This is a genomic window from Streptomyces sp. bgisy159 (genome assembly GCF_965341775.1).
In the GTDB taxonomy this organism is placed as follows: Bacteria; Actinomycetota; Actinomycetes; order Streptomycetales; family Streptomycetaceae; genus Streptomyces.
Genome location: NZ_CBDQZH010000012.1, coordinates 17182 through 36526 on the forward strand (window position 1 = coordinate 17182; position 19345 = coordinate 36526).

The following is a 19345-nucleotide window of genomic DNA, read 5'->3' on the forward strand; positions in this document are numbered from 1 at the left end:
CGCACGGGTACGCGCACGGCGGGCCTCCTGACACGACATCAGCCGCCCGACGGCACCCGACCGGGCCGCCCGGCACCCCGGGTCAACGTGTAACCGCCGATACCCGCCAGCGCAGCGAGAACCGCTCCGATCCCCGTCCACACCCACCGGTCGGACCACCAGCCCGACGACCAGCCGTCGTCCGGCTCGATGCTCGACAGCACGGCCGACGCCGTGTCGTCGTCCTCCTCCTTCTCCGGCCGGGCGGCGATGCCCGGCACCAGCGGCTCGGCCAGCCATCCGTCGACCGCCGCCGCGCCGCCGATGTCCTTGGAGTCGACCCGCAGTTCGGCCTGCACCGGCTGGCCCAGGTCGTCCGCGCCGAGGCCGACCGTCGTGAGCCGGACGTAGTAGGTGCCCGGCAGCGGGTCGTTGGCCCACGCCTCCGACCAGGCCCGCACCGTCCGCAGCACGCAGGCCAGTTCGACCGTGGCAGTGCCCTGGCCCGCCGTGCGCTTCTGGGCGCCGTACTGGCACGCCTGGCGGCGCCGCAGGCCGTCGTACACGTCGACCTGCCAGGTCTGCGCCGCGTGCGACTCGGGCAGCTTCACCGTGGCCTTCACGGTGGGCCGCTGACCCGCGTCGGCGGGGAAGGACCAGTACAGGTAGTCACCCGCGGAGGCGCTCGCCGTGGCGGTCTCCCCCTGGTCGATCTCCGCCGCCGAACGGAACGACGTGCCCGCCGAGGTCGGCGCGGACGACCCCTGGGACGGGCTCGCGGACGGTGAGGCGTCGGCCGCGGCGGGCGCCGCCGCCAGGCCGACCAGGACGAGAGCCGCGCCCAGGGCGCGTGTGATCCGCATCAGTTGGTCCTCCACACCGCGACACGCCAGCGCGACAGCCAGCCCCAGATCAGACCCGCCAGGAAGCCCACCAGCACCAGCAGGCCGAGCAGCCACCAGCCCCGGCCGAGACCGAAGGACGCCACGTCGTCCGCGGACGACGGACCGTCGACCACGTCCACGGTCAGCTCCACCGGCATGCCCGGCGTGGTCTTCACACCCGAGGCCGCCGAGAAGGAGTTCGTCACCAGCAGGCACACCGTCTCCGCCGGAGCGTCGTCGTCGCCGTCCGGGCGCGGGTAGCGCAGCCCGGTCGAGATCACGTCGGTGCGGCCGTTGCCCGCGGCCTCACCGCGCACGATCTCCCGGCCGTGCGTGGTGATCGCCCGCAGCAGCACCCCGTAGTCGGGGTTCATGACGCGGTCCGCGGCGACGCTCACCGAGGCGCGCAGCTCCTGACCCGGCTCGACGTCCACCCGGTACCACCGCTGCTGGCCGAACTCCTCGCGGTCGGTGTACAGACCCGACTTCAGCGCCGGTGCCTTCTCGCACGACGACGCGCCCTCGACGGCGACCGGCGTCACCACCGGGTCGGCCGCCCGGTCCACCAACTGGTTGACCTTGTCCGCAAGTTCGTCGGTGTGCTCGACCGAGGTGTACGTCCCGCCGGTCGCCTCCGCGATACAGCTGAGCTGCCTGCGCAGCTTGGTGTTCGGCACCAGGCCCAGCGTGTCGATCGTCATGCCGATGCCCTTGGCGGCGATCTCCCGCGCCACCTCGCACGGATCGAGCGGCGCGCAGGTGTCCTCGCCGTCACTGATCAGCACGATCCGCTTGGAACCGGTGCCGCCCTCCAGGTCGTCGGCCGCCTTCAGCAGCGCCGGACCGATCGGCGTCCACCCCGTGGGCTGCAGGGTGGCCACCGCGGTCTTCGCCTCGGTGCGGTCCAGGGGGCCGACCGGATACAGCTGCGCGGTGTCCTTGCAGCCCGTCTTCCGGTCGTCCCCCGGGTAGTTGGCGCCCAGCGTGCGGATGCCGAGCTGGACCTCCTCGGGCGTCGCGTCCAGCACCTCGTTGAACGCCTGCTTCGCCGCCGCCATGCGGGTTCCGCCGTCGATGTCCTTGGTGCGCATCGAGCCGCTGACGTCGAGCACCAGGTCGACCTTCGGCGCGCGTGCGCTCATCTCGTCGGCGGCCGCCTCGCCCGGGACCGCTATCCCGGCCGCCAGCGCGGCGAACAGGGCGCACACGCCCGCCGCCAGCCGTTGTGTTCTGATCATCGGCGGATCCTATTGATGCCGGGTGCCCCGCATCAAAACGGGGTCAGGAACCGGACGCCGACAAGGGGTTGGGCAGCGTGGTCCACCGGTCGCCGGTCGCCCCGTGCGACAGCCGCATCACCGTCAGCGCCTTCACCGGCAGCGGCTCCTCGCACAGCGCCACCACGTCCGGGGTGCGCGGCAGGTCCCGCACGGCCGGCCCCAGGGCCGCGCGCAGGGCCTCGCGGCCGCCCGCCACGCCCGCCAGCGCACCGCCCACCAGCGAGCCGAACAGCTTGCGGCGCAGGGCCGTCGCGTCGTCCGTGACGATCCGCGCCGGCAGCTCCGGCACCGGTACCCCGTGCCGCGCGAGCCGGGCCGGACTGACCCGGATATCTGCGAGGTCCCGGTAGACCAGGCGGCGGGGCTCACCCGACGGCCCCAGTACGACCAGCAGGTTCTGCCCGTGCGCCTCCAGCGCCACGCCCAGCTCCAGCAGCCGCAGCCCGACGGTGAGGGCGAGACGCGCCAGGTCCGCGAGCCAGCCCGGGTCGCCCGGCAGCGCGGTGGTGGCCAGGGCGGCCACCGGCACGACGTGCTCGCCGGCCTCCGCGTGCACGCGCGGCGACTCCCGCCACACGGCGCCCAGGTCGGGGGAGCCCGCCGTGGCCGCGCCCAGCGTGCGCGTCACGTGCAGCGCGCCGTCCGTGCGGGCCGCCAGGGTCTCGGCGAAGGCCGACAGGCCGGCCGAGTCGAGCACCGACGCCACGGAGATGTCCCGCACCGACGACGTCAGCCGTGCGCTCAGCGACGTCTTCACATGCGGTCCGTCCGGCACCGCCAGGGTCCGCAGCGACATCAGCGGACGGGCCTCGAAGCCCTCCGCGCAGGTCCGCTTCAGCACGTGCGCGGCCTGCCAGGGGTGCACCGGCAGCAGCAGCCGCTCCCCGTCCCTCAGCCACGCCGGCCACACCCCCGCCACCCGGCACTCGGCCGCCGCCACCGGCAGCAGCCCCAACCGCACCACCGGCCCGTGCTCCGGCCCGTACGCCAGCTGCTCGGCAACCGAGAAGCCGGGCCGCGAACGGCAGCTCGGGTGGTACGGGTGCCCGTCGACCACCCGCCGCTCCCACTCCCAGTCGGTCGCGGGCCAGGCGTCCGGCCGCGTCGGGCGCGCCGCCCGGGACAGGGCGAGCGAAGCGACGCTGTGCCCGAGTTCGGCGGCGAAGCCCGCGCCGTGCGGCACCCGCAGGTCCGTCATCAGCCGGTCCGGGGCGTCGTACTCCGTGCCGTCCAGACCGACGGCCGTGACGTACCCGGCCGTCGCGTACGGGTCCGGGTGCGGGCCGTGCAGCCGCCGGCCGTCGGCCAGCCGCAGCGTGAGGCCGTCCCGGCCGCGCTCGCGGCCGGTCACCCACGGCAGCGGCTCATGGGTCAGCGCCCGCCACAGGCGGCTCAGCACGGCGGCGCGGGCACCGGGCAGCGCGGCCGCGTACCGGGGGCCGAGAACGGGGCGCAGATCGGCCAGTTCCGCGGCCACTTCGGCCTCGGCGGCGGGGGGACGGTGCACGGACGGGCTCCCTCGGGTACGGGTTACGACGACACGGCGGGGCCGTGACGACAGCGATACTGATCGTCTCCGCCCGAATGAACCGTAGGGAACGAGTGGAACGCGTGGACCGCACCCCCCCACCCGCCGACCCCGTGCCGGCCCCCGACGCCGCCGACGCCCACGCGGCGGCGCCCCTGTTGAACTGCCTGCTGAGAGAGGTCGCCGAACCACTGCCCGAACCGGCCGGAACCCCACCCGGCGGCGCGGCGTCCCGCACCCGGCGCACCTACCGGCTGCCCGGCGGGCGGCTGCTGCGGGTGCGCGGCACCCGGCGGCCCGCCGAGCCCGAGGTGTACGCCGACGGCCGCTGGCACCGACTCGGCCACGGCGAGCTGGTCAAGCTGACCGCCGAGGTGCTGCGCCGGCACACCGGGCTGTCCAACCACGAACTGCCCGCCGAGATGCTGGACAGCCGGGCCGCCCTCGCCGCGCTTCTCGCCGCCCGCGCGCGCACCGAACCGCCCGCCGACCCGTACCTGCGCTCCGAGCAGTCCCTCGTCAGCGGCCACCCCCACCACCCCGCCCCCAAGGCGCGCGGCGGCGGGCCGGTCGCCGGCTGGCTGCCCTACGCCCCCGAGGCGCACGCCCGCTTCCCGCTCACCCTGCTCGCCGTACGGGAGGACCAGGTCGCCGAGGACGGCGACACCTCCGCGCTCGACGCGCTCGGCGCCGCCCCGCCCGGCTACCGGCTGCTGCCCGCCCACCCCTGGCAGCTCGACCTGACCGGCGCCGACCTCGCGCCCGCCTTCGCCGACGGCCGCTTGCTCCGCCTCGGTACCACCGGCCCCACCGCCTGGCCCACGGCCGCCGTACGCACCCTGTACGCGCCCGCGGCCGACGTGTTCGTGAAGTTCAGCCTCGACGTGCGGATCACCAACGACGTGCGCCGGCTGTGGCGCCACGACCTGCTGCGTACCCGCCGCACCGACGAGGCCGTCGCCCGCGCCCTGGCCGCGGCCCCCGGCGACGCTGCCTGGCTCAGCGACCGCGGCTGGCGCACCGCGCGGTTCGCCTTCGAGGAACTCGCCGTCCTGGTCCGCGACGGGCTGCGCGGCCACACCCTGCCCGGCACCACCCCGCTGCTCGCCGCCGGACTGGTGGAGGGCTTCGAGGGCAGCCCGCTGCCCGACGCCGCCGATCCGGCGGCGTGGTGGGCGGCGTACGTGCGCGCCGTCGTGCCGCCCGCCCTGACCGCCTTCGCCGACCACGGCGTCGTCCTGGAGGCGCACCTGCAGAACACCCTGGTCGCCGTCGACGCCGCCGGCACGCCGGCCCAGGCCCTGTTCCGGGACGCCGAGGGCGTGAAGCTGCTGCCCGAGGTGTCCCGGGCGGCCGGCTGGGAGCGCCTGGTGTACTGCCTGGTCGTCAACCACCTCATGGAGGTCGCCGGCGCCCTCGCCGAGCACCATCCCGGCCTCGACCCCTGGCCGGCCGTACGCCACGAGCTGGCCGCGCACGGGCTGCCCGAGGCGGCCGCCCTGCTCACCGCGCCCGCTCTGCCCGCCAAGACCAACCTGCTGCTGCGCTGGACGGGCGCGGACGGCGCCGCCGCCCGATACCGGCCCCTGCCCAACCCCCTGGCCGGCCCCTGACCGGCGCGGCGCGAGGGGGAAGAGCCGGGCCGGGTGCCCCGGCGGGCGCGCATCATGCGAGTTTTGCCAGGACATCACCCGCGGGAGGGGGCCGCGGCGGTTTACCGGGCACCGGGACGGCAACTCAAACACATCCGACGTTCTCACCGGGTGTTCAGGAGAAGTCCATGACCGAAGTCGCCGACTACGTGCTGCAGCGCCTGACCGAGTGGGGCGTGCACCGCGTGTACGGATATCCGGGCGACGGCATCAACGGGATGCTCGGCGCCTTCGACCGCGCCTCGGGCGATCCGGAGTTCATCCAGGTCAGGCACGAGGAGATGGCCGCCTTCATGGCGTGCGCCCACGCCAAGTTCACCGGCGAGGTGGGCTGCTGCACCGCCACCTCCGGGCCGGGCGCCATCCACCTGCTCAACGGGCTCTACGACGCCAAACTCGACCACCAGCCGGTGGTCGCCCTGGTCGGCCAGCAGAAGCGGCTCAGCCTCGGCGCGCACTACCAGCAGGAAGTCCACCTCGACCGGCTGTTCGCCGACGTCTCCGAGTACTGCGAGACGGTGGTGCACCCCGGGCAGGCCCGACACGTCATCGACAGGGCGTTCAAGACCGCGCTGACCACGCGCGGTGTCGCCACCGTCATCATCCCGGAGGACATCCAGGAGGCGGACGCCCAGCCCTCCCCGCCCAAACAGCACGGCTCGGTGTTCTCCAGCGTCGGCTGGAGCCGCCCGCGGGTCCTGCCCGACCCCGGCGAGCTGCGCAAGGCCGCCGACATCCTCAACGAGGGCGAGAAGGTCGCCATGCTCGTCGGCCAGGGCGCCGCCGAGGCCGAGTCCGAGGTCCTCGAAGTCGCCGAACTGCTCGGCGCCGGCGTCGCCAAGGCCCTGCTGGGCCGCGAGGTGCTCCCCGACGACCTGCCGTTCGTCACCGGCCCCATCGGCCTGCTCGGCAGCAAGCCCAGCGACGACATGATCCGCGGCTGCGACACCCTGCTGATGGTCGGCACCAGCTTCCCGTACTCCGAGTGGCTGCCCGACGAAGGCCAGGCACGCGGCGTCGAGATCGACATCGACGGCCGCATGATCGGCATCCGCTACCCGATGGACGCACACCTCGTCGGCGACTCCAAGGAGACCCTGAAGGCCCTCCTGCCGCTGCTGCGGCGCAAGGAGGACCGGTCCTGGCGCAAGGGCATCGAGAAGGGCGTCAGGGAGTGGAACGACCTGTGCGAGCGGTGGGCCGCCCAGCACTTCGGCGGCGTCATCAACCCGCAGGCCGTCGCCTCCGCGCTCTCCGACCGGCTGCCGGACAACGCCATCCTCACCGCCGACTCCGGCTCGGGCACCAACTGGTGGGCCCGCAACATCAAGCTCCGCCACGGCATGCACGCCTCGCTGTCCGGCACCCTGGCCACCATGGGGCCCGGCACGCCGTACGCCATCGCCGCACGGTTCGCCTACCCGGACCGGCCAGTGATCGCCTTCGTGGGCGACGGCGCGTTCCAGATGAACGGCATGAACGAGATGATCACCGTCAGGCGGTACCTCGACCGCCTCGGCGGCTCCCCGCCGTTCGTCTTCTGCGTCTTCAACAACCAGGACCTGAACCAGGTCACCTGGGAGCAGCGCGCGATGGCCGGCGACCCCAAGTACCCCGGCTCGCAGGCCATCCCCGACATCTCCTACGCCGGGTACGCCGAGCTGATCGGCCTGAAGGGCATCGTCTGCGACAAGCCGAAGAAGATCGGGGCGGCCTGGGACGAGGCGCTGGCCAGCGACCGGCCGGTGGTGCTGGAGTTCAAGGTGGACCGCGAGATCGCGCCGATCCCGCCGCACATCATGAAGTCCCAGGGAAAGAAGGCCGCCAAGGCCGCCCTGCACGACCCCGAGAAGGTGGGGATCGCCACCAAGGGCGTACGCCAGAAGATCACCCAGTACGCCGAGCACCTGCCGGGCCGGGGGCGCTGATGACCGGGGAACAGCGCACGGACTCCGACGGCCAGGTCGTCGTGATCACCGGCGCCAGCGGCGGCGCCGGCCGGGCCACCGCCCGCGCCTTCGCCGCCCGCGGCGCCCGCGTGGCACTGCTCGCCCGCGGCCGGGAAGGTCTGGAGGGCGCCGCCCATGACGTGCGCGAGGCGGGCGGCCGGGCCCTCCCCCTGGAGGTGGACGTCTCCGACGCGAAGGCCGTCGACGACGCCGCCGAACGCGTTGAGGCGGAGCTCGGACCGATCGACGTCTGGGTCAACGCCGCCTTCTCCACCGTGTTCGCGCCGGTGACGGAGGTACGCCCCGAGGAGTACCGCCGGGCCACCGAGGTGACCTACCTCGGCTTCGTGTACGGCACCCAGGCCGCCCTGAAACGCATGCTGCCCCGCGACCGGGGCACCATCGTGCAGGTCGGCTCCGCGCTGGCGTACCGCAGCGTGCCCCTGCAGTCCGTGTACTGTGCCGCCAAGCACGCCATCAAGGGCTTCACCGAGTCCCTGCGCTGCGAACTGCTGCACGACGGCAGCGGGGTGCGCGTCACCATGGTGCAGCTGCCTGGCCTGAACACCCCCCAGTTCAGCTGGGTGCTGTCCCGGCTCGCCCGCCATCCGAGGCCGGTCGCGCCGGTCTACCAGCCGGAGGTGGCCGCGCGCGGCATCCTGTACGCGGCCGACCACCCGAAGCGGCGGGAGTACTGGGTCGGCGGCTCCACCGTCCTCACCCTGCTCGGCCAGCGCGTCGCCGCCGGGCTGCTGGACCGCTACCTGGCCCGCACCGGCTACGACTCACAGCAGACGGGCGAGCCCCTCGACCCGTCCCGCCCGGTCAACCTGTGGGAGCCCGCCGACGGGGCGGGGGGCCACGACCGGGGTGCGCACGGCGTCTTCGACGAGGAGGCGCACCCGCGCAGCGTCCAGCACTGGATCTCCCGGCACCGTCGGCCCATCGCCCTGGCGACCGCCCTGGCCGGCTCCGCCGCCACGGCGGTCGCCGGCGGGCTGCGCTCGCACGGCAACGGGCTCGTCGGCCACGGTCACGGCGGCAGGACCGCTGTGTCGTCGAGGCGGACCGCGCACTCCAGCAGCAGGGCGTGGACGAACGCCTGGGGCAGGTTGCCGCGCAGCTGACGCTGACGCACGTCGAACTCCTCCGCGAACAGCCCGGGCGGCCCGCAGGCCGCCCGGGTCCGTTCGAACCAGCGGAAGGCGCCGACCCGGTCTCCCAGGTGGTGCGTGGCCAGCGCCATGTGGAACCCGCACAGCAGGAAGGCGCCCTCGGCGTCCCCGAGCGGCACACCGGGACGCTCGAATCGGTACAGATACCCGTCCTGGGAGAGCCGCTTCTCGATCCGGTCCCGGGTCAGTCGCGCACTCGGGTCGCCGTCGGCCACCCCGCCCCGGGCCAGCGGGACCAGCAGCGCCGCCTCGGCGCCGTCGTCGTCGGCGGCCCGCCGCCAGAACCCGTCCGGGTGCAGACAGCGCCGCCGGGTCTCCGCCAGCACGGTGTCCGCGGTCTCGGCGCAGCGCCGGCCGTCCCCGCCGGGCAGCACCCGCGCCATGTGGCGCAGCCCGCACACCACGCTCAGCCGCGAGTGCGTCCACCACCGGTCCTCCAGCTCCCACAGGCCGGCGTCCGGCTCCGTCCAGCGCCGCTCCACCGCGTCCACCGCGATCCGCGCCGCCCGCTCCGCCTCCGGGGTGAGGCGGTCGTGCCGGGCGGCGGCCGCGAACAACTGCAACGCCTCGCCGAACGTGTCGAGCTGGAACTGGGTGGCCGCCTGGTTCCCGATCCGGTCGCTGCCGCCGGGATAGCCGGGCAGCGGCAGGGACCGCTCCTGCGGCATCGACCCCCCGGCCACCGTGTAGGCGGGCCGCACTCGGTCGCCGTCGGCGAGGATCCGGTCCGCGACGAATCCCACGGCGGTGTCGAGCAGCTCGTGCGGGCCGTGCGCGGCGACCGCGAGCCCCGCGTAGCACTGGTCGCGCAGCCAGGCGTACCGGTAGTCGTAGCTGCGCCCGGAGTTGGCGCGCTCCGGCAGGGACGTCGTGGCGGCCGCGACCATGCCGCCCGACGCGCTGGTCAGCCCGAGCAGGACGGCGTACGCGTGCCCGGCGTCCCGCGGCGCGGCGAGCGCGGAGCAGTCCGGCACCGCCCGCCGCCACTCGCGCTCGGTGGCGGCCCACAGGGCGTCCGGGTCGAGACGGGGCGCGTCGGCGCCCGCGGGCCCCTCGGAGAGCTCCAGTACCAGGTCGTGCCGCTCGCCCCGGCCCAGACGGAACTCGCCGGTGAGACCGGCCTCCGGGTCCCAGGCGGCCGAACGGGCACCGAGCAGCCGCATCCGCAGGCCGCCGCCGCCCGCCGTCCACACGTCGCCGTCCAGACGGGGGTCGCGCAGGCGGTGCGCGCCGAAGCCGGGGCGGGCGTCCAGCTCCACGCGCAGCCGCGCCTCGCCCCGTACGACCCGCATCCGACGCAGGAGGACCAGGCGGTCGGTGGCCGCCGGCAGCGCCAGCGCGTCACGGCACTCGATCACACTGTCCGGGGTCACCCAGCGCTGAGTCCGGACCAGGGTGTCCTCCTCGTAGGCGCCGCCCCACACGTGCCAGGGGTCCACCGGCCGCACCGTGAAGTGCCCGGTGCCGCCGATCAGCGCGGAGAACACCGCGTCGCTGTGCCAGCGCGGGGCGCACAGCCAGACGATCCGCCCCTGCGGGTCCACGACCGCGCCGCGCTCGCCGTCGGCGAGGACCGCGTACTCCCGCAGGGCCCACGGGGGAGAGGTGCTGTCGGGTGCCGCCGGGGGCCTGCCCGTGCCGTCGTCCATCGCGCTTCCTCCCCTCACCGCGGGCCGGTGGTGCGGCTGGGACCGGTGACGAGGCCCGGCGTGGGCACCGGGGTCGCAGCGGGGGCGTGGTCGGCGATCACGTCCGAGGTCACCGCGTCGACCTGGTAGGTGTGGGTGCGCCCCGGCTCGATGGCCGCCACGGTGACGACCCAGACGGTCCGCCCCTTCTCGCCCTTGGCCAGCCGGACCTCCGTCACCTTGCCGAAGTGCTCGCTCTCCATCGCGGTCGCGGCGACCGTCTCGGCCGCTTCCTCGGGCAGGATCCGGGCGCTCTCCACCAGGGCCGACGTGCGGGCCTCGGCGTCCACCCGCCGGTCTGCGGGCTCGGGGCTGCCCAGCAGCCGGCCGAGGGTGGCGTCGACGCGCACCACGCGCACCGCGCCGTCCGGCGTGGCGACCTCGGTGCGCCATACGGGCTTCGTCTCGGACGGCTCGCGCAGCCCGACCGACAGCAGCCTGCTCTCGGGCACCTCGTCGAGCGCCTTGCGCACGGCACGGTCGAAGCGGACCTCCACCTGCGGGAACACCTCCGACCGCTCGGCGGGCGGCGGCCCGTCACAGCCGGCCACCACCAACGCGGCAGCCACCAGCGCCACACCGACCGGCCCGCCCCGCCGACGCATCCGGACGCCTCCCCTGCGAGCCCGAACCATACGTTTCCCTGCCTCTCCGCCGACCCCAGAAGCCGGCACGACCTCCGCACCGGGGGAGTAGGCCGACCTGGCCCCCCTGAAACCCGGCGCACGGCCACGGCCGCGTGCCTCCTTCTCACACGCCGCCGAACACCTTCTTGACGGCTTCCCGCGGTATGTCCGTCTCCGGGTCCGTGATCAGCACCACCTCGTCGTCGGCGCGCAGTCGCGTACCCGGGCGCAGGGAGAGCAACTGCCCGTCGCGGATGACGAGGGCCACCCAGACCGCGTCCGGCAGGTCGAGGTCCTCGATCGGGGACTCCTCCGCCGGGGCCCCGGTCCGGACCCGGCAGCGGCGCACCCCGTCCGGCGGGGACCGGAAGCGGATGCCCAGGGGCCAGGGCCGCAGCGGCGTCGTCTGCAGCGACACCCCGCAGCGCCGGGCGAGCCAGGGGATCAGCGTGCCCTGGAGGACGACGGACGCGGCCACCACGACGAAGACGATGGCGTAGATCGACGTGCCGTGCTCGGCGTGCTCGGTGAACAGGAAGCTGCCGAGCAGGATCGGCACGGCACCCTTCAGCCCCGCCAGCCCCAGGAACACCCGCTCGCCCGCCCGGATGCGAACCGGCCACAGCATCAGCGGAATCACCACCGGCCGCACCAGGAGAAGCGTCACCGCCGCCATGACCGCGCCGTCGGACCACGCCCCCAGCTCGTCGAAGTCCCCGACGGTGGCCGTCAGCCCCAGAGCCGTGAACGCGGCGATCTCCCCGAGGCTGGCCAGCGCGTCGTGGAACCGGTCGATCTCCCGCTCGAAGGGCACCCCGTGCCCGGCCAGCAGCAGCCCGGTGACGAACACCGCCAGGAACCCCGAGCCGTGCGCCACCGTGGCCAGCCCGTACACCCCGAGCGCGCCCGCCATCGCGGCGAGCGCGTACAGCCCCTGCCCGGGCAGCGGGACCAGGCGCAGGAACCGGGGCAGTGCCAGCCCGCCCACGACCCCGACGACCGCCCCGACGACGATCTGCACCGCGAACACCCAGGCGACATGGCCGACCGCCGCCCCGCCCGTCCGGCCGCCGAGCTCCAGCAGGCCGGCCAGCAGGGCGATGCCCGCCGGGTCGTTCAGGCCCGCCTCGCCGTTCAGCAGGGTGCCCGCCCGCCCCGGGATCTCCCGGCGGCCGAGCGCGGAGAACACCGCCGCCGGATCGGTCGGCGCCAGCGCCACCCCCAGCAGCAGCGCCGGCAGCCAGTCGAACCCCAGCAGCACATGGGCCAGCGAGCCCGTCGCCGCCGCGATCACCACCGTGCCGGCCAGCCCCATCCAGGACGCTGCCGCCAGCGACGGCCGCAGCCGCCGCCAGCCCAGCGAGATGCCGCCGTCGAACAGGATGAACACCAGGGCGATCGTGACCAGTTGCTGGACCAGCTCGATCGGGACCTCCCGCAGCCCAGGCACGAAGTCCGACACCACCGCCGCCGCGATCAGGAAGAACGCGGGCGCCGGCACCCGGGTGCGCTCACTGACGGGATGCAGCACCAGCGCCGCCGCCATGACGCCGCCCGTGATCAGCACGGCCCACCCCAGTGACACGACCTCCTGGGTCATTCCTCGCTCCTCACGCGCCCCAGACGCACCGTCCGACGATTCCGTGGCCTGTGGTGTACCCCCCGTCGGCCCGTTTACCTGCCCCGAGCCGGGTCACCCACTGAAGACGACAGCGGGTGTCCGATCCATGTCCGAGGGAGTACGCCATGACCCTGGCCGCCGGCGAGGCCGAGCGGGTGGAGTGCCGTGTAGACGCGGTCGACGTCCACGCTTTCGAGGTGCCCACCGACGGCCCCGACGGCCGGGAACAGGACGGCACCCTGGACTGGGACTCGACGACGATGGTCCTGGTCCGGGTGCACGCGGGCGGCATCAGCGGCCTCGGCTACACCTACGGCGACGTGTCCGTCGCCCGCTTCGTGGAGTCGAAACTCGCGTCCCTCGTCCGGGGCCGGGACGTCACCGCCCCGCCCGCCCTGTGGCACCTCATGGGCGCCGAGATCCGCAACGCCGGCCGTCCGGGGGCCGGCGCCATGGCCGTCTCCGCCGTCGACATCGCGCTGTGGGACCTCAAGGCGCGCCTGTTCGGCCTCCCCCTGGTGCGCCTCCTGCCCGCCTTCCACGACCGCGTCCCGGTGTACGGCAGCGGCGGCTTCACCAACTACTCCCTGGACCGCCTCACCGACCAGCTCGCCGGCTGGGTCGGTCAGGGCATCCCCCGGGTGAAGCTCAAGACGTCCCGCGACCCCGCACGCGACCCGGCCCGGCTGACCGCCGTACGCCGGGCGCTGGGCGACGGCCCGGAGCTGTTCACCGACGCCAACGGGGCACTCGGCCGCAAGGAGGCCCTCTACTGGGCCCACAGGTTCCACGAGGAGTGGGACGTGCGCTGGCTGGAGGAGCCCGTGAGCTCCGCCGACCTCGAAGGACTGCGCATGCTGCGCGAGCGCGGCCCGCACCGGCTGGAGATCGCCGCAGGCGAGTACGCGTTCACTTCCCGGGACTTCGTCAACCTGGTCGAACCACCCGGCGTGGACTGCCTGCAGGCCGACGTCACCCGCTGCGGCGGGATCACCGGCGTCCTGGAGGTCGCCGGCCTCGCGGCGGCCCGGCACCTGGACCTCTCCGCCCACTGCGCGCCGGCGGTCTCCGCCCACGCGTTCTGCGCCGTACGCCGGCTGCGGCACCTGGAGTACTTCCACGATCACGTACGGGTCGAGCACCTGCTGTTCGACGGCACCCTGACACCGGCCGACGGCACCCTGCGGCCCGACCCCGCCCGCCCCGGGCTGGGCCTCGACGTCAAATGGGCCGACGCCGAGCCCTACCGCGTGCACGGCACGCGGCCCACCTGACCCGGTCCGCCGGACCCGCCCGCCCCGGCTCGTCCATAGGAGAGAAGCACCCGATGGCCAAACCCACCCGCCGCACCACGCGCGACATCCCCGCCAAGACCCATCCGGACATCGCCGGACCGCCCCGCGGCCGGCAGACCCTGGACGTCGGCAAGCTCGAACGGGCCCTGCGCAAGGCGGTCGACGGCGAGGTGCGGTTCGACACCGGCACCCTGGGCCTGTACGCCCAGGACGCGTCCAACTTCCGGCAGGTGCCCATCGGCGTGGTGGTGCCACGCACCCTGGACGACGTGGTGGCCGTCCACCAGGTGTGCCACCGCTTCGGCGCCCCCGTCCTGAGCCGTGGCGGCGGCACCAGCCTGTCCGGCGAGACCGTCAACGAGGCCGTCGTCATCGACCACTCCAAGTACCTCACCGGCATCGGAGCGGTGGACGTCGAACGCCGCCTGGTCACCTGCGAACCGGGCGTCATCAACGAGGAGCTCAACCGCCACACCGGCCGCCACAACCTGATCTTCGGCCCCGACCCCTCCTCGCACTCCCGGTGCGTGATCGGCGGCAACATCGGCAACAACTCCTGCGGCATCCACTCCGTCCAGTCCCAGCTGTACGGCCCCGGCCCGCGCACCAGCGACAACGTGCACAGCCTGGAGGTCGTCACCTACGACGGCGCCCGCTTCGAGGTCGGCGTGAACGAGGAGGAACGGCTCGACGAGATCATCGCCGAGGGCGGCCGCAAGGGCGAGATCTACGCCGCCCTGCGCGCCCTGCGCGACAAGTACGCCGACGCCATCCGGGCGGGCTTCCGCTCCGCGGAGCAGGTGCCCCGCCGCGTCTCCGGCTACAACCTCGACGAACTCCTGCCCGAACGCGGCTTCAACGTCGCCCGCGCCCTGGTCGGCACCGAGAGCACCTGCGCGACCGTCCTGCGCTCCGAGCTGATGCTCACCCCCGCCATGCTCCAGCGCACCACGGTGGTGGTCGAGTACGACGAGCTGGCCGACGCGGCCGAACACTGCATGGAGATCATCGAGCACTGGAAGCCGATCGGCCTGGAAGCGCTCGACGACAAGCTCATCCACAACCAGCAGATCGGCCACATGCACCCGGAGGACCTCAAGGAGCTGCCGCGCCTGGGCGGCGGCGCCTGGCTCCTCGTGCAGTTCGGCGCCGACCGCATCGAGGAGTCCCGCGGCCGGGCCGACGAGTTCGTCCGGTGGCTCACCGACCACAAGGGCTACGCCCGCGACCGCATCCGCATCGCCCAGAGCACCCAGGAGGGCGGCACCAGCGAACACGTGTGGGCGATCCGGGAGAGCGGGCTCGGCTCGACCTCCTTCCCGCCGGACGGCAAGGACCACTGGCCGGGCTGGGAGGACTCCGCGGTGCCGCCCGACCGGATCGGGCAGTACGTGCGCGAACTGCGCAAGGTCATGGACCGGCACGGCATCACCGGCGCCATGTACGGCCACTTCGGGCAGGGCTGCATCCACTGCCGGCTCAGCTTCGACCTGCGCAGCGCCGACGGGATCGCCACCTACCGGCAGTTCATGGAGGAGGCCGCCGACCTGTGCGTGGGCATGGGCGGCTCGGTGTCCGGCGAACACGGCGACGGACAGCAGCGCGGGGAACTGCTGGAGAAGCAGTACGGGACGGAACTCGTCCAGGCCATGCGGGAGTTCAAGGCGATCTGGGACCCCGAGTGGAAGATGAACCCGGGCAAGGTCGTCGACCCGTACCGCATGGACGAGAACCTGAAGCTGGGGACCGACTACAACCCGCCGCGCACCCCCACGAAGTTCGCCTACGCGCAGGACGGCGGGGACTTCGCGCACGCCACCGTGCGCTGTGTCGGCGTCGGCAAGTGCCGGGTGCCGCAGGCGGAGACCACGATGTGCCCGAGCTACCAGGTGACCCGCGAGGAGAAGCACACCACCCGGGGCCGGGCCCGGCTGCTGTACGAGATGCTCAAGGGCGACGTCATCACCGACGGCTGGCAGTCCGAGGAGGTCTTCGACGCCCTCGACCTGTGCCTCGCCTGCAAGGGCTGCACCAACGACTGCCCGGTCAACGTCGACATGCCCACCTACAAGGCGGAGTTCCTATACCACCACTACAAGTCGCCCACCCGCAGGCGCCCGCGTCACGCCTACGCCTTCGGGTTCATCGACCAGGCGGCCCGGCTCGCCGCGCGCGTACCCGAACTGGCCAACTTCGCCACCCAGACGCCCGGGTTCGCCCGGCTGGCGAAGTTCGTGGCCGGCATCGACCGCCACCGGCCGCTGCCGAAGTTCGCCCCGATGACCCTGCAGGACTGGTTCGCCCGGCGCGGCGGCACCGCCAACCCGACCGGCCGGCCCGTGGTGCTCTTCCCCGACACCTTCAACAACCACTTCCACACCGACGTCGGCGTGGCCTGCGTGGAAGCCATCGAAGCGGCGGGCTGGCGGGTCATCATGCCCGAGGAGCACGTGTGCTGCGGACGGCCGTTGTACGACTACGGCTTCCTGGACGCCGCCGAGCGCTACCTCGGCCGCGTGCTGGAGGTGCTGCGGCCGCACCTGCGGGCCGGCACCCCGGTCGTCGGCATGGAACCGAGCTGCCTCGCCGTCTTCAAGGACGAGCTCACCAAGCTGCTGCCCCACGACGACGACGCCCGCCGACTGGCCGGCAACGCCTACCATTTCGCCGAGTTCTTCCAGACCTTCGGCGTCGAGCCGCCCCGGCTCGACGGGACGGCGCTGCTGTGGGGCCACTGCCACCAGCGCGCCACCGGCGGCATGAGCCCCGACCAGCAACTCCTGGAGAAGATGGGGCTGGAGGTGAACAACCTCCAGGGCGGCTGCTGCGGTCTCGCCGGCTCCTGGGGCTTCGAGTCCGGCAAGTACCGGATCTCCATGGAGTGCGGTGAACAGGCCCTCCTGCCCGCCGTCCGCGACACCGGCCCCGACACCCTGGTCGTCGCCGACGGCTTCTCCTGCCGCACCCAGATGAAGGACGCCGGGACGGAACACCGCCCCCTGCACCTGGGGCAGATCCTCCAGCTGGCCCGCACCAGGTCCAAGGACCCGGCCGCCCGCCCCGCTCCGCCCCTCGGCCGACGCGCCCTGCGCCTCACCCCGGCACTAGCCCTGGCGGCGACCGCCGCGGCCGTCGCCCTGCGCGCGAAGCGCCGCTGAGCCGCCGACCGGGCCCGGGAACGATCGGGCACGCCGCAGCCGCGGGCCGGGCGGGCAACGCCCGGCCCACGGCCGTGCGAGGGACACGACGACGGGCGACGGCGGGCGACGGCGGGGGAGGCAGGGCGAGGTCCTGGAGTGCCGTCCGGCCTGACGAGGCAGTCAGGCTCACCTCAGCCCGGTGGCCGCTCGGGCCGAGGCGGATCGTCGCTCCCGCCCGGCCGGGGGGAGGCGCGGGCGGCCCACCGGGCGAGGAGCAGCCCCGCCGCCAGGGATCCGGCAACGCCCGCGGCCATGTCGGCGATCGTGCCCGCGTTCCCTCCGCGCTCCCGGTGCTCGGTTCGGCCCGGGAACTGCGGCCGGTGCCCGAGCGGCACGCCCACGCCCTGCCGCGGCCGCTGGTCGCCGGAGCCGAACTACTGGTGGCCTGGCAGCTCATCGCGGGCGCGCTCTACGGGCTGGGAGCACTGGTCAAGAACGCCGGGCCGGGCTCCGGACCACCGGGCTGGGACCGCGCTGTGGTGCGCGACCTGGCCGCAGCGCGCACACCCTGGCTGGACCAGGTCGCCGAGTGACTGCGCATCCTGGGGGGATCGCCCGGCATCATCGCCGCGGTGGCGATCGTGGCACCGCTCGCCGTGGCCGTCACCCGCAGCTGGCGGCCCTTCGTCCTGCTCGCCCTGGCCCTGGTGGGGCAGGTCACCCTCTTCCTGGTCACCGTGGCGCTGGTCGCCCGGACCCGGCCCGACGTACCGCACCTGAGCGACGAGCTGCCGCCCACGGCGAGCTTTCCCTCCGGTCACGTCACCGCCACCCTGGCGCTCACGGCGTGCACGGCGATCATCGTCTTCCGGGCCACCCGCCGCACGGGGTGGCGGCTGACCGCCGTGGCGCTGGCCGTGCTGATCACGGCGGCGGTGGCCTTCGAGCGGCTGTACGCCGGCGCCCACTACCCCAGTGACGTGCTGGCCGGGCTGCTCCTGGCCGGACCCTGGACCGCGGCCTGCTGGTGGGCCACGCGCCCCGCGCCCGAGGACCGGGCGAGGGAACGGGCGACCATCCACCCGGCCGAGCACGAACTGGAACGCGAGTGACGAGGCGGAGTCACCCCGCTCACGCCGCTCACGTCAGGGGTGCTTGCCCGGCTCGACGGCGCCGACCTCGAAGACGCCGCCGCAGACCCGGAACGATTTCGCCGGTGCCCGCAGGGCCCGGGTCGATCCCGGTGGGTAGGCCTGGACCTGTGCGGCGGGAGGCCGGCAGGGCTCGTTCGTCACGCCCTGGGCGACGGTGTGGAGGGCCGCGTAGACGCTGCCCCCGGGCTCCACGGTGAGGGGCCCGGCGTCGGGGCCCCGGCGCCGGGCCGGTTCGCCGATGCGGTCACCGGCGGAGTCGAGCAGGGTGACACCGGGATATCCGTGGAGCGAACAGGGCCGCGTGCCCGTGTTGGTGAAGACCAGGGGGGCGTAGCGGTTGCCCGCGCCGGGCGAGACACGGCCGAGGGACAGGCGGAGCCGGTCGTGGGTGCAACGGGCCGGTGATACGGAAGGCGAGCCCGGCGGGGCGGCCGCGGTGCCCGTGCCGGACGCCGCCGGTGTCGTCGAGGGTGACGTCGAAGGCGGCGTCGAAGCAGTCGGGGTCGAAGCGGTCACGCCGGACGAGGCGGCGGACGCCGTCGGCGTCGACCGCCCGGCGGCACTGTCCCCACACGCCACCGCCGTCAGAACGACACCGACGCCCACGGCACCTGTGCGCAGCAGCCCAAGGGCCCGCCCGCGCTCCCGCCGGGCCGTATCCCTCACGTCACTCACGACGGCTGGCCGGGCAGGCGGGGAAACGGCGGGTAGACGTAGCCGACGCCCCAGAACGGGGCGTAGCCGTAATGCTGGTAGACGCGGTCGTAGAACTCTTCGTGGTCCACCAGCTCCGGGTCGTAGGCGGGCGCCTCGGCCACCTGGTCCCGCGTCCGGTCGATGCGCACCCGGTCCTCGGTGACGTCGGCGACCGCGTCGACCGGGATGTAGCTCTTCTTCTCGCCGATGCCGAGGAACCCTCCGTGTTCCACGAGGAGGAAGCGGACCTTGCGCTCTTCCTCGTCGACGAGCAGGTCGCCGACCTTGCCGAGTTCGTTGCCCGAGCGGTCGGTGACCTTCCGGCCCCGGACGTCTTCGTCGGTGGCGGTGATCGCCTGGCGGGACTCGGAGATCCTCGTCAGGACGGGGACATCGCCGGATTGCATGGCGCCTCCCTTGAACGGCACGGCAGGGGCAGCGCCGGGTACCTCACGGCCCGGCGCTTCGTCCCCTCCCGGTTCCCCCTTCGCGAGAGGTCATCCCCGGCCTTCGCGGCCCTTCTGTCCGGGGCCGCCCGAGGCGGGCTCCGCCCCCGCCCCGGGCGCCCATGACGGAGCGCAGCCGAGCGACAGTCGCTATGAGTGTCCTGAGCGTCGTTGCGGCTCCCGGCGGTCGGGCGTTGCAGCTCCCGGCGACGGACCCCGGCATGCCTGTCTC

At 74.0% G+C, this 19345-nt stretch carries 15 protein-coding genes; 7 read left to right on the forward strand and 8 right to left on the reverse strand.

From position 1 onward, the window contains the following. Positions 1-38: 38 nt before the first annotated feature. From ACSLTV_RS14320 to ACSLTV_RS14330, 3 genes are read right to left on the reverse strand one after another with little or no spacing between them, the layout of a single operon-like run. On the reverse strand, positions 39-842 hold the full coding sequence (locus ACSLTV_RS14320) for a hypothetical protein (RefSeq protein ID WP_432156460.1): 804 nt from the start codon (positions 840-842) through the stop codon (positions 39-41). Beyond that, positions 842-2101, reverse strand: coding sequence for a VWA domain-containing protein (locus ACSLTV_RS14325; RefSeq protein WP_435612252.1), 1260 nt, complete (start codon positions 2099-2101; stop codon positions 842-844). Before ACSLTV_RS14325 ends, ACSLTV_RS14320 begins: the two co-directional genes overlap by 1 nt. 43 nt (positions 2102-2144) lie before the next feature. Beyond that, the gene (locus ACSLTV_RS14330) at positions 2145-3650 is read right to left on the reverse strand and encodes an IucA/IucC family protein (protein ID WP_435612253.1); all 1506 of its coding nucleotides are present in this window, start codon (positions 3648-3650) and stop codon (positions 2145-2147) included. A 95-nt stretch (positions 3651-3745) separates the two neighbouring features. Here ACSLTV_RS14330 and ACSLTV_RS14335 point away from each other — a divergent pair, with 95 nt between their 5' ends. The 3 genes from ACSLTV_RS14335 (at position 3746) to ACSLTV_RS14345 (ending at position 8399) form a co-directional block, all read left to right on the forward strand. Continuing rightward, positions 3746-5284, forward strand: coding sequence for an IucA/IucC family protein (locus tag ACSLTV_RS14335; protein WP_432156458.1), 1539 nt, complete (start codon positions 3746-3748; stop codon positions 5282-5284). Between the two features lie 167 nt (positions 5285-5451). After that, positions 5452-7251: a thiamine pyrophosphate-requiring protein gene (locus ACSLTV_RS14340; RefSeq protein WP_432133741.1), complete on the forward strand. Its 1800-nt coding sequence runs from the start codon at positions 5452-5454 to the stop codon at positions 7249-7251. Then, complete coding sequence (locus ACSLTV_RS14345) at positions 7251-8399, forward strand: SDR family oxidoreductase (RefSeq protein ID WP_435612254.1); 1149 nt, start codon at positions 7251-7253, stop codon at positions 8397-8399. The genes ACSLTV_RS14340 and ACSLTV_RS14345 overlap by 1 nt, the downstream gene beginning before the upstream one ends. On the opposite strand, the gene ACSLTV_RS14350 is transcribed toward ACSLTV_RS14345, so the two are convergent. From ACSLTV_RS14350 to ACSLTV_RS14360, 3 genes are all read right to left on the reverse strand, one after another. Further along, positions 8306-10096 (reverse strand): glycoside hydrolase family 15 protein, encoded by a 1791-nt coding sequence (locus ACSLTV_RS14350; RefSeq protein ID WP_432156457.1) that lies wholly within the window; start codon positions 10094-10096, stop codon positions 8306-8308. The two genes, ACSLTV_RS14345 and ACSLTV_RS14350, sit on opposite strands and share 94 nt — an antisense overlap. Positions 10097-10110: 14 nt before the next feature. Further along, positions 10111-10740: a PepSY domain-containing protein gene (locus ACSLTV_RS14355; protein ID WP_432133744.1), complete on the reverse strand. Its 630-nt coding sequence runs from the start codon at positions 10738-10740 to the stop codon at positions 10111-10113. A 145-nt stretch (positions 10741-10885) separates the two neighbouring features. Beyond that, a complete protein-coding gene (locus tag ACSLTV_RS14360; protein WP_432133745.1) occupies positions 10886-12361 on the reverse strand; it encodes a cation:proton antiporter domain-containing protein in 1476 nt (491 codons plus the stop codon). Positions 12362-12507: 146 nt separating this feature from the next. Between ACSLTV_RS14360 and ACSLTV_RS14365 the strand changes: the two genes are divergently transcribed. The 4 genes from ACSLTV_RS14365 (at position 12508) to ACSLTV_RS14380 (ending at position 17929) form a co-directional block, all read left to right on the forward strand. Further along, positions 12508-13656 (forward strand): enolase C-terminal domain-like protein, encoded by a 1149-nt coding sequence (locus tag ACSLTV_RS14365; RefSeq protein WP_432133746.1) that lies wholly within the window; start codon positions 12508-12510, stop codon positions 13654-13656. A gap of 53 nt (positions 13657-13709) precedes the next feature. Continuing rightward, positions 13710-16835 (forward strand): FAD-binding and (Fe-S)-binding domain-containing protein, encoded by a 3126-nt coding sequence (locus ACSLTV_RS14370; protein WP_435612255.1) that lies wholly within the window; start codon positions 13710-13712, stop codon positions 16833-16835. A 362-nt stretch (positions 16836-17197) separates the two neighbouring features. Continuing rightward, entirely contained in the window at positions 17198-17410 is a 213-nt protein-coding gene (locus ACSLTV_RS14375) for a hypothetical protein (RefSeq protein ID WP_435612256.1), read from the forward strand. A gap of 39 nt (positions 17411-17449) precedes the next feature. Further along, positions 17450-17929, forward strand: a complete 480-nt coding sequence (locus ACSLTV_RS14380) for a phosphatase PAP2 family protein (protein ID WP_435612257.1) — start codon at positions 17450-17452, stop codon at positions 17927-17929. 33 nt (positions 17930-17962) lie between these two features. On the opposite strand, the gene ACSLTV_RS14385 is transcribed toward ACSLTV_RS14380, so the two are convergent. Both ACSLTV_RS14385 and ACSLTV_RS14390 read right to left on the reverse strand, forming a co-directional pair. Then, on the reverse strand, positions 17963-18487 hold the full coding sequence (locus ACSLTV_RS14385) for a DUF4232 domain-containing protein (protein ID WP_435612258.1): 525 nt from the start codon (positions 18485-18487) through the stop codon (positions 17963-17965). A gap of 155 nt (positions 18488-18642) precedes the next feature. Further along, positions 18643-19074, reverse strand: a complete 432-nt coding sequence (locus ACSLTV_RS14390; RefSeq protein ID WP_435612259.1) for a PRC-barrel domain-containing protein — start codon at positions 19072-19074, stop codon at positions 18643-18645. Positions 19075-19345 lie beyond the last annotated feature (271 nt).

Coding starts and splice junctions, on each gene's coding strand:
- ACSLTV_RS14320 (WP_432156460.1), bottom strand. CDS start 842: ATGCGGATCACACGCGCCCTGGGCGCGGCTCTCGTCCTGGTCGGCCTG.
- ACSLTV_RS14325 (WP_435612252.1), bottom strand. CDS start 2,101: ATGATCAGAACACAACGGCTGGCGGCGGGCGTGTGCGCCCTGTTCGCC.
- ACSLTV_RS14340 (WP_432133741.1), top strand. CDS start 5,452: ATGACCGAAGTCGCCGACTACGTGCTGCAGCGCCTGACCGAGTGGGGC.
- ACSLTV_RS14345 (WP_435612254.1), top strand. CDS start 7,251: ATGACCGGGGAACAGCGCACGGACTCCGACGGCCAGGTCGTCGTGATC.
- ACSLTV_RS14350 (WP_432156457.1), bottom strand. CDS start 10,096: ATGGACGACGGCACGGGCAGGCCCCCGGCGGCACCCGACAGCACCTCT.
- ACSLTV_RS14355 (WP_432133744.1), bottom strand. CDS start 10,740: ATGCGTCGGCGGGGCGGGCCGGTCGGTGTGGCGCTGGTGGCTGCCGCG.
- ACSLTV_RS14360 (WP_432133745.1), bottom strand. CDS start 12,361: ATGACCCAGGAGGTCGTGTCACTGGGGTGGGCCGTGCTGATCACGGGC.
- ACSLTV_RS14365 (WP_432133746.1), top strand. CDS start 12,508: ATGACCCTGGCCGCCGGCGAGGCCGAGCGGGTGGAGTGCCGTGTAGAC.
- ACSLTV_RS14370 (WP_435612255.1), top strand. CDS start 13,710: ATGGCCAAACCCACCCGCCGCACCACGCGCGACATCCCCGCCAAGACC.
- ACSLTV_RS14390 (WP_435612259.1), bottom strand. CDS start 19,074: ATGCAATCCGGCGATGTCCCCGTCCTGACGAGGATCTCCGAGTCCCGC.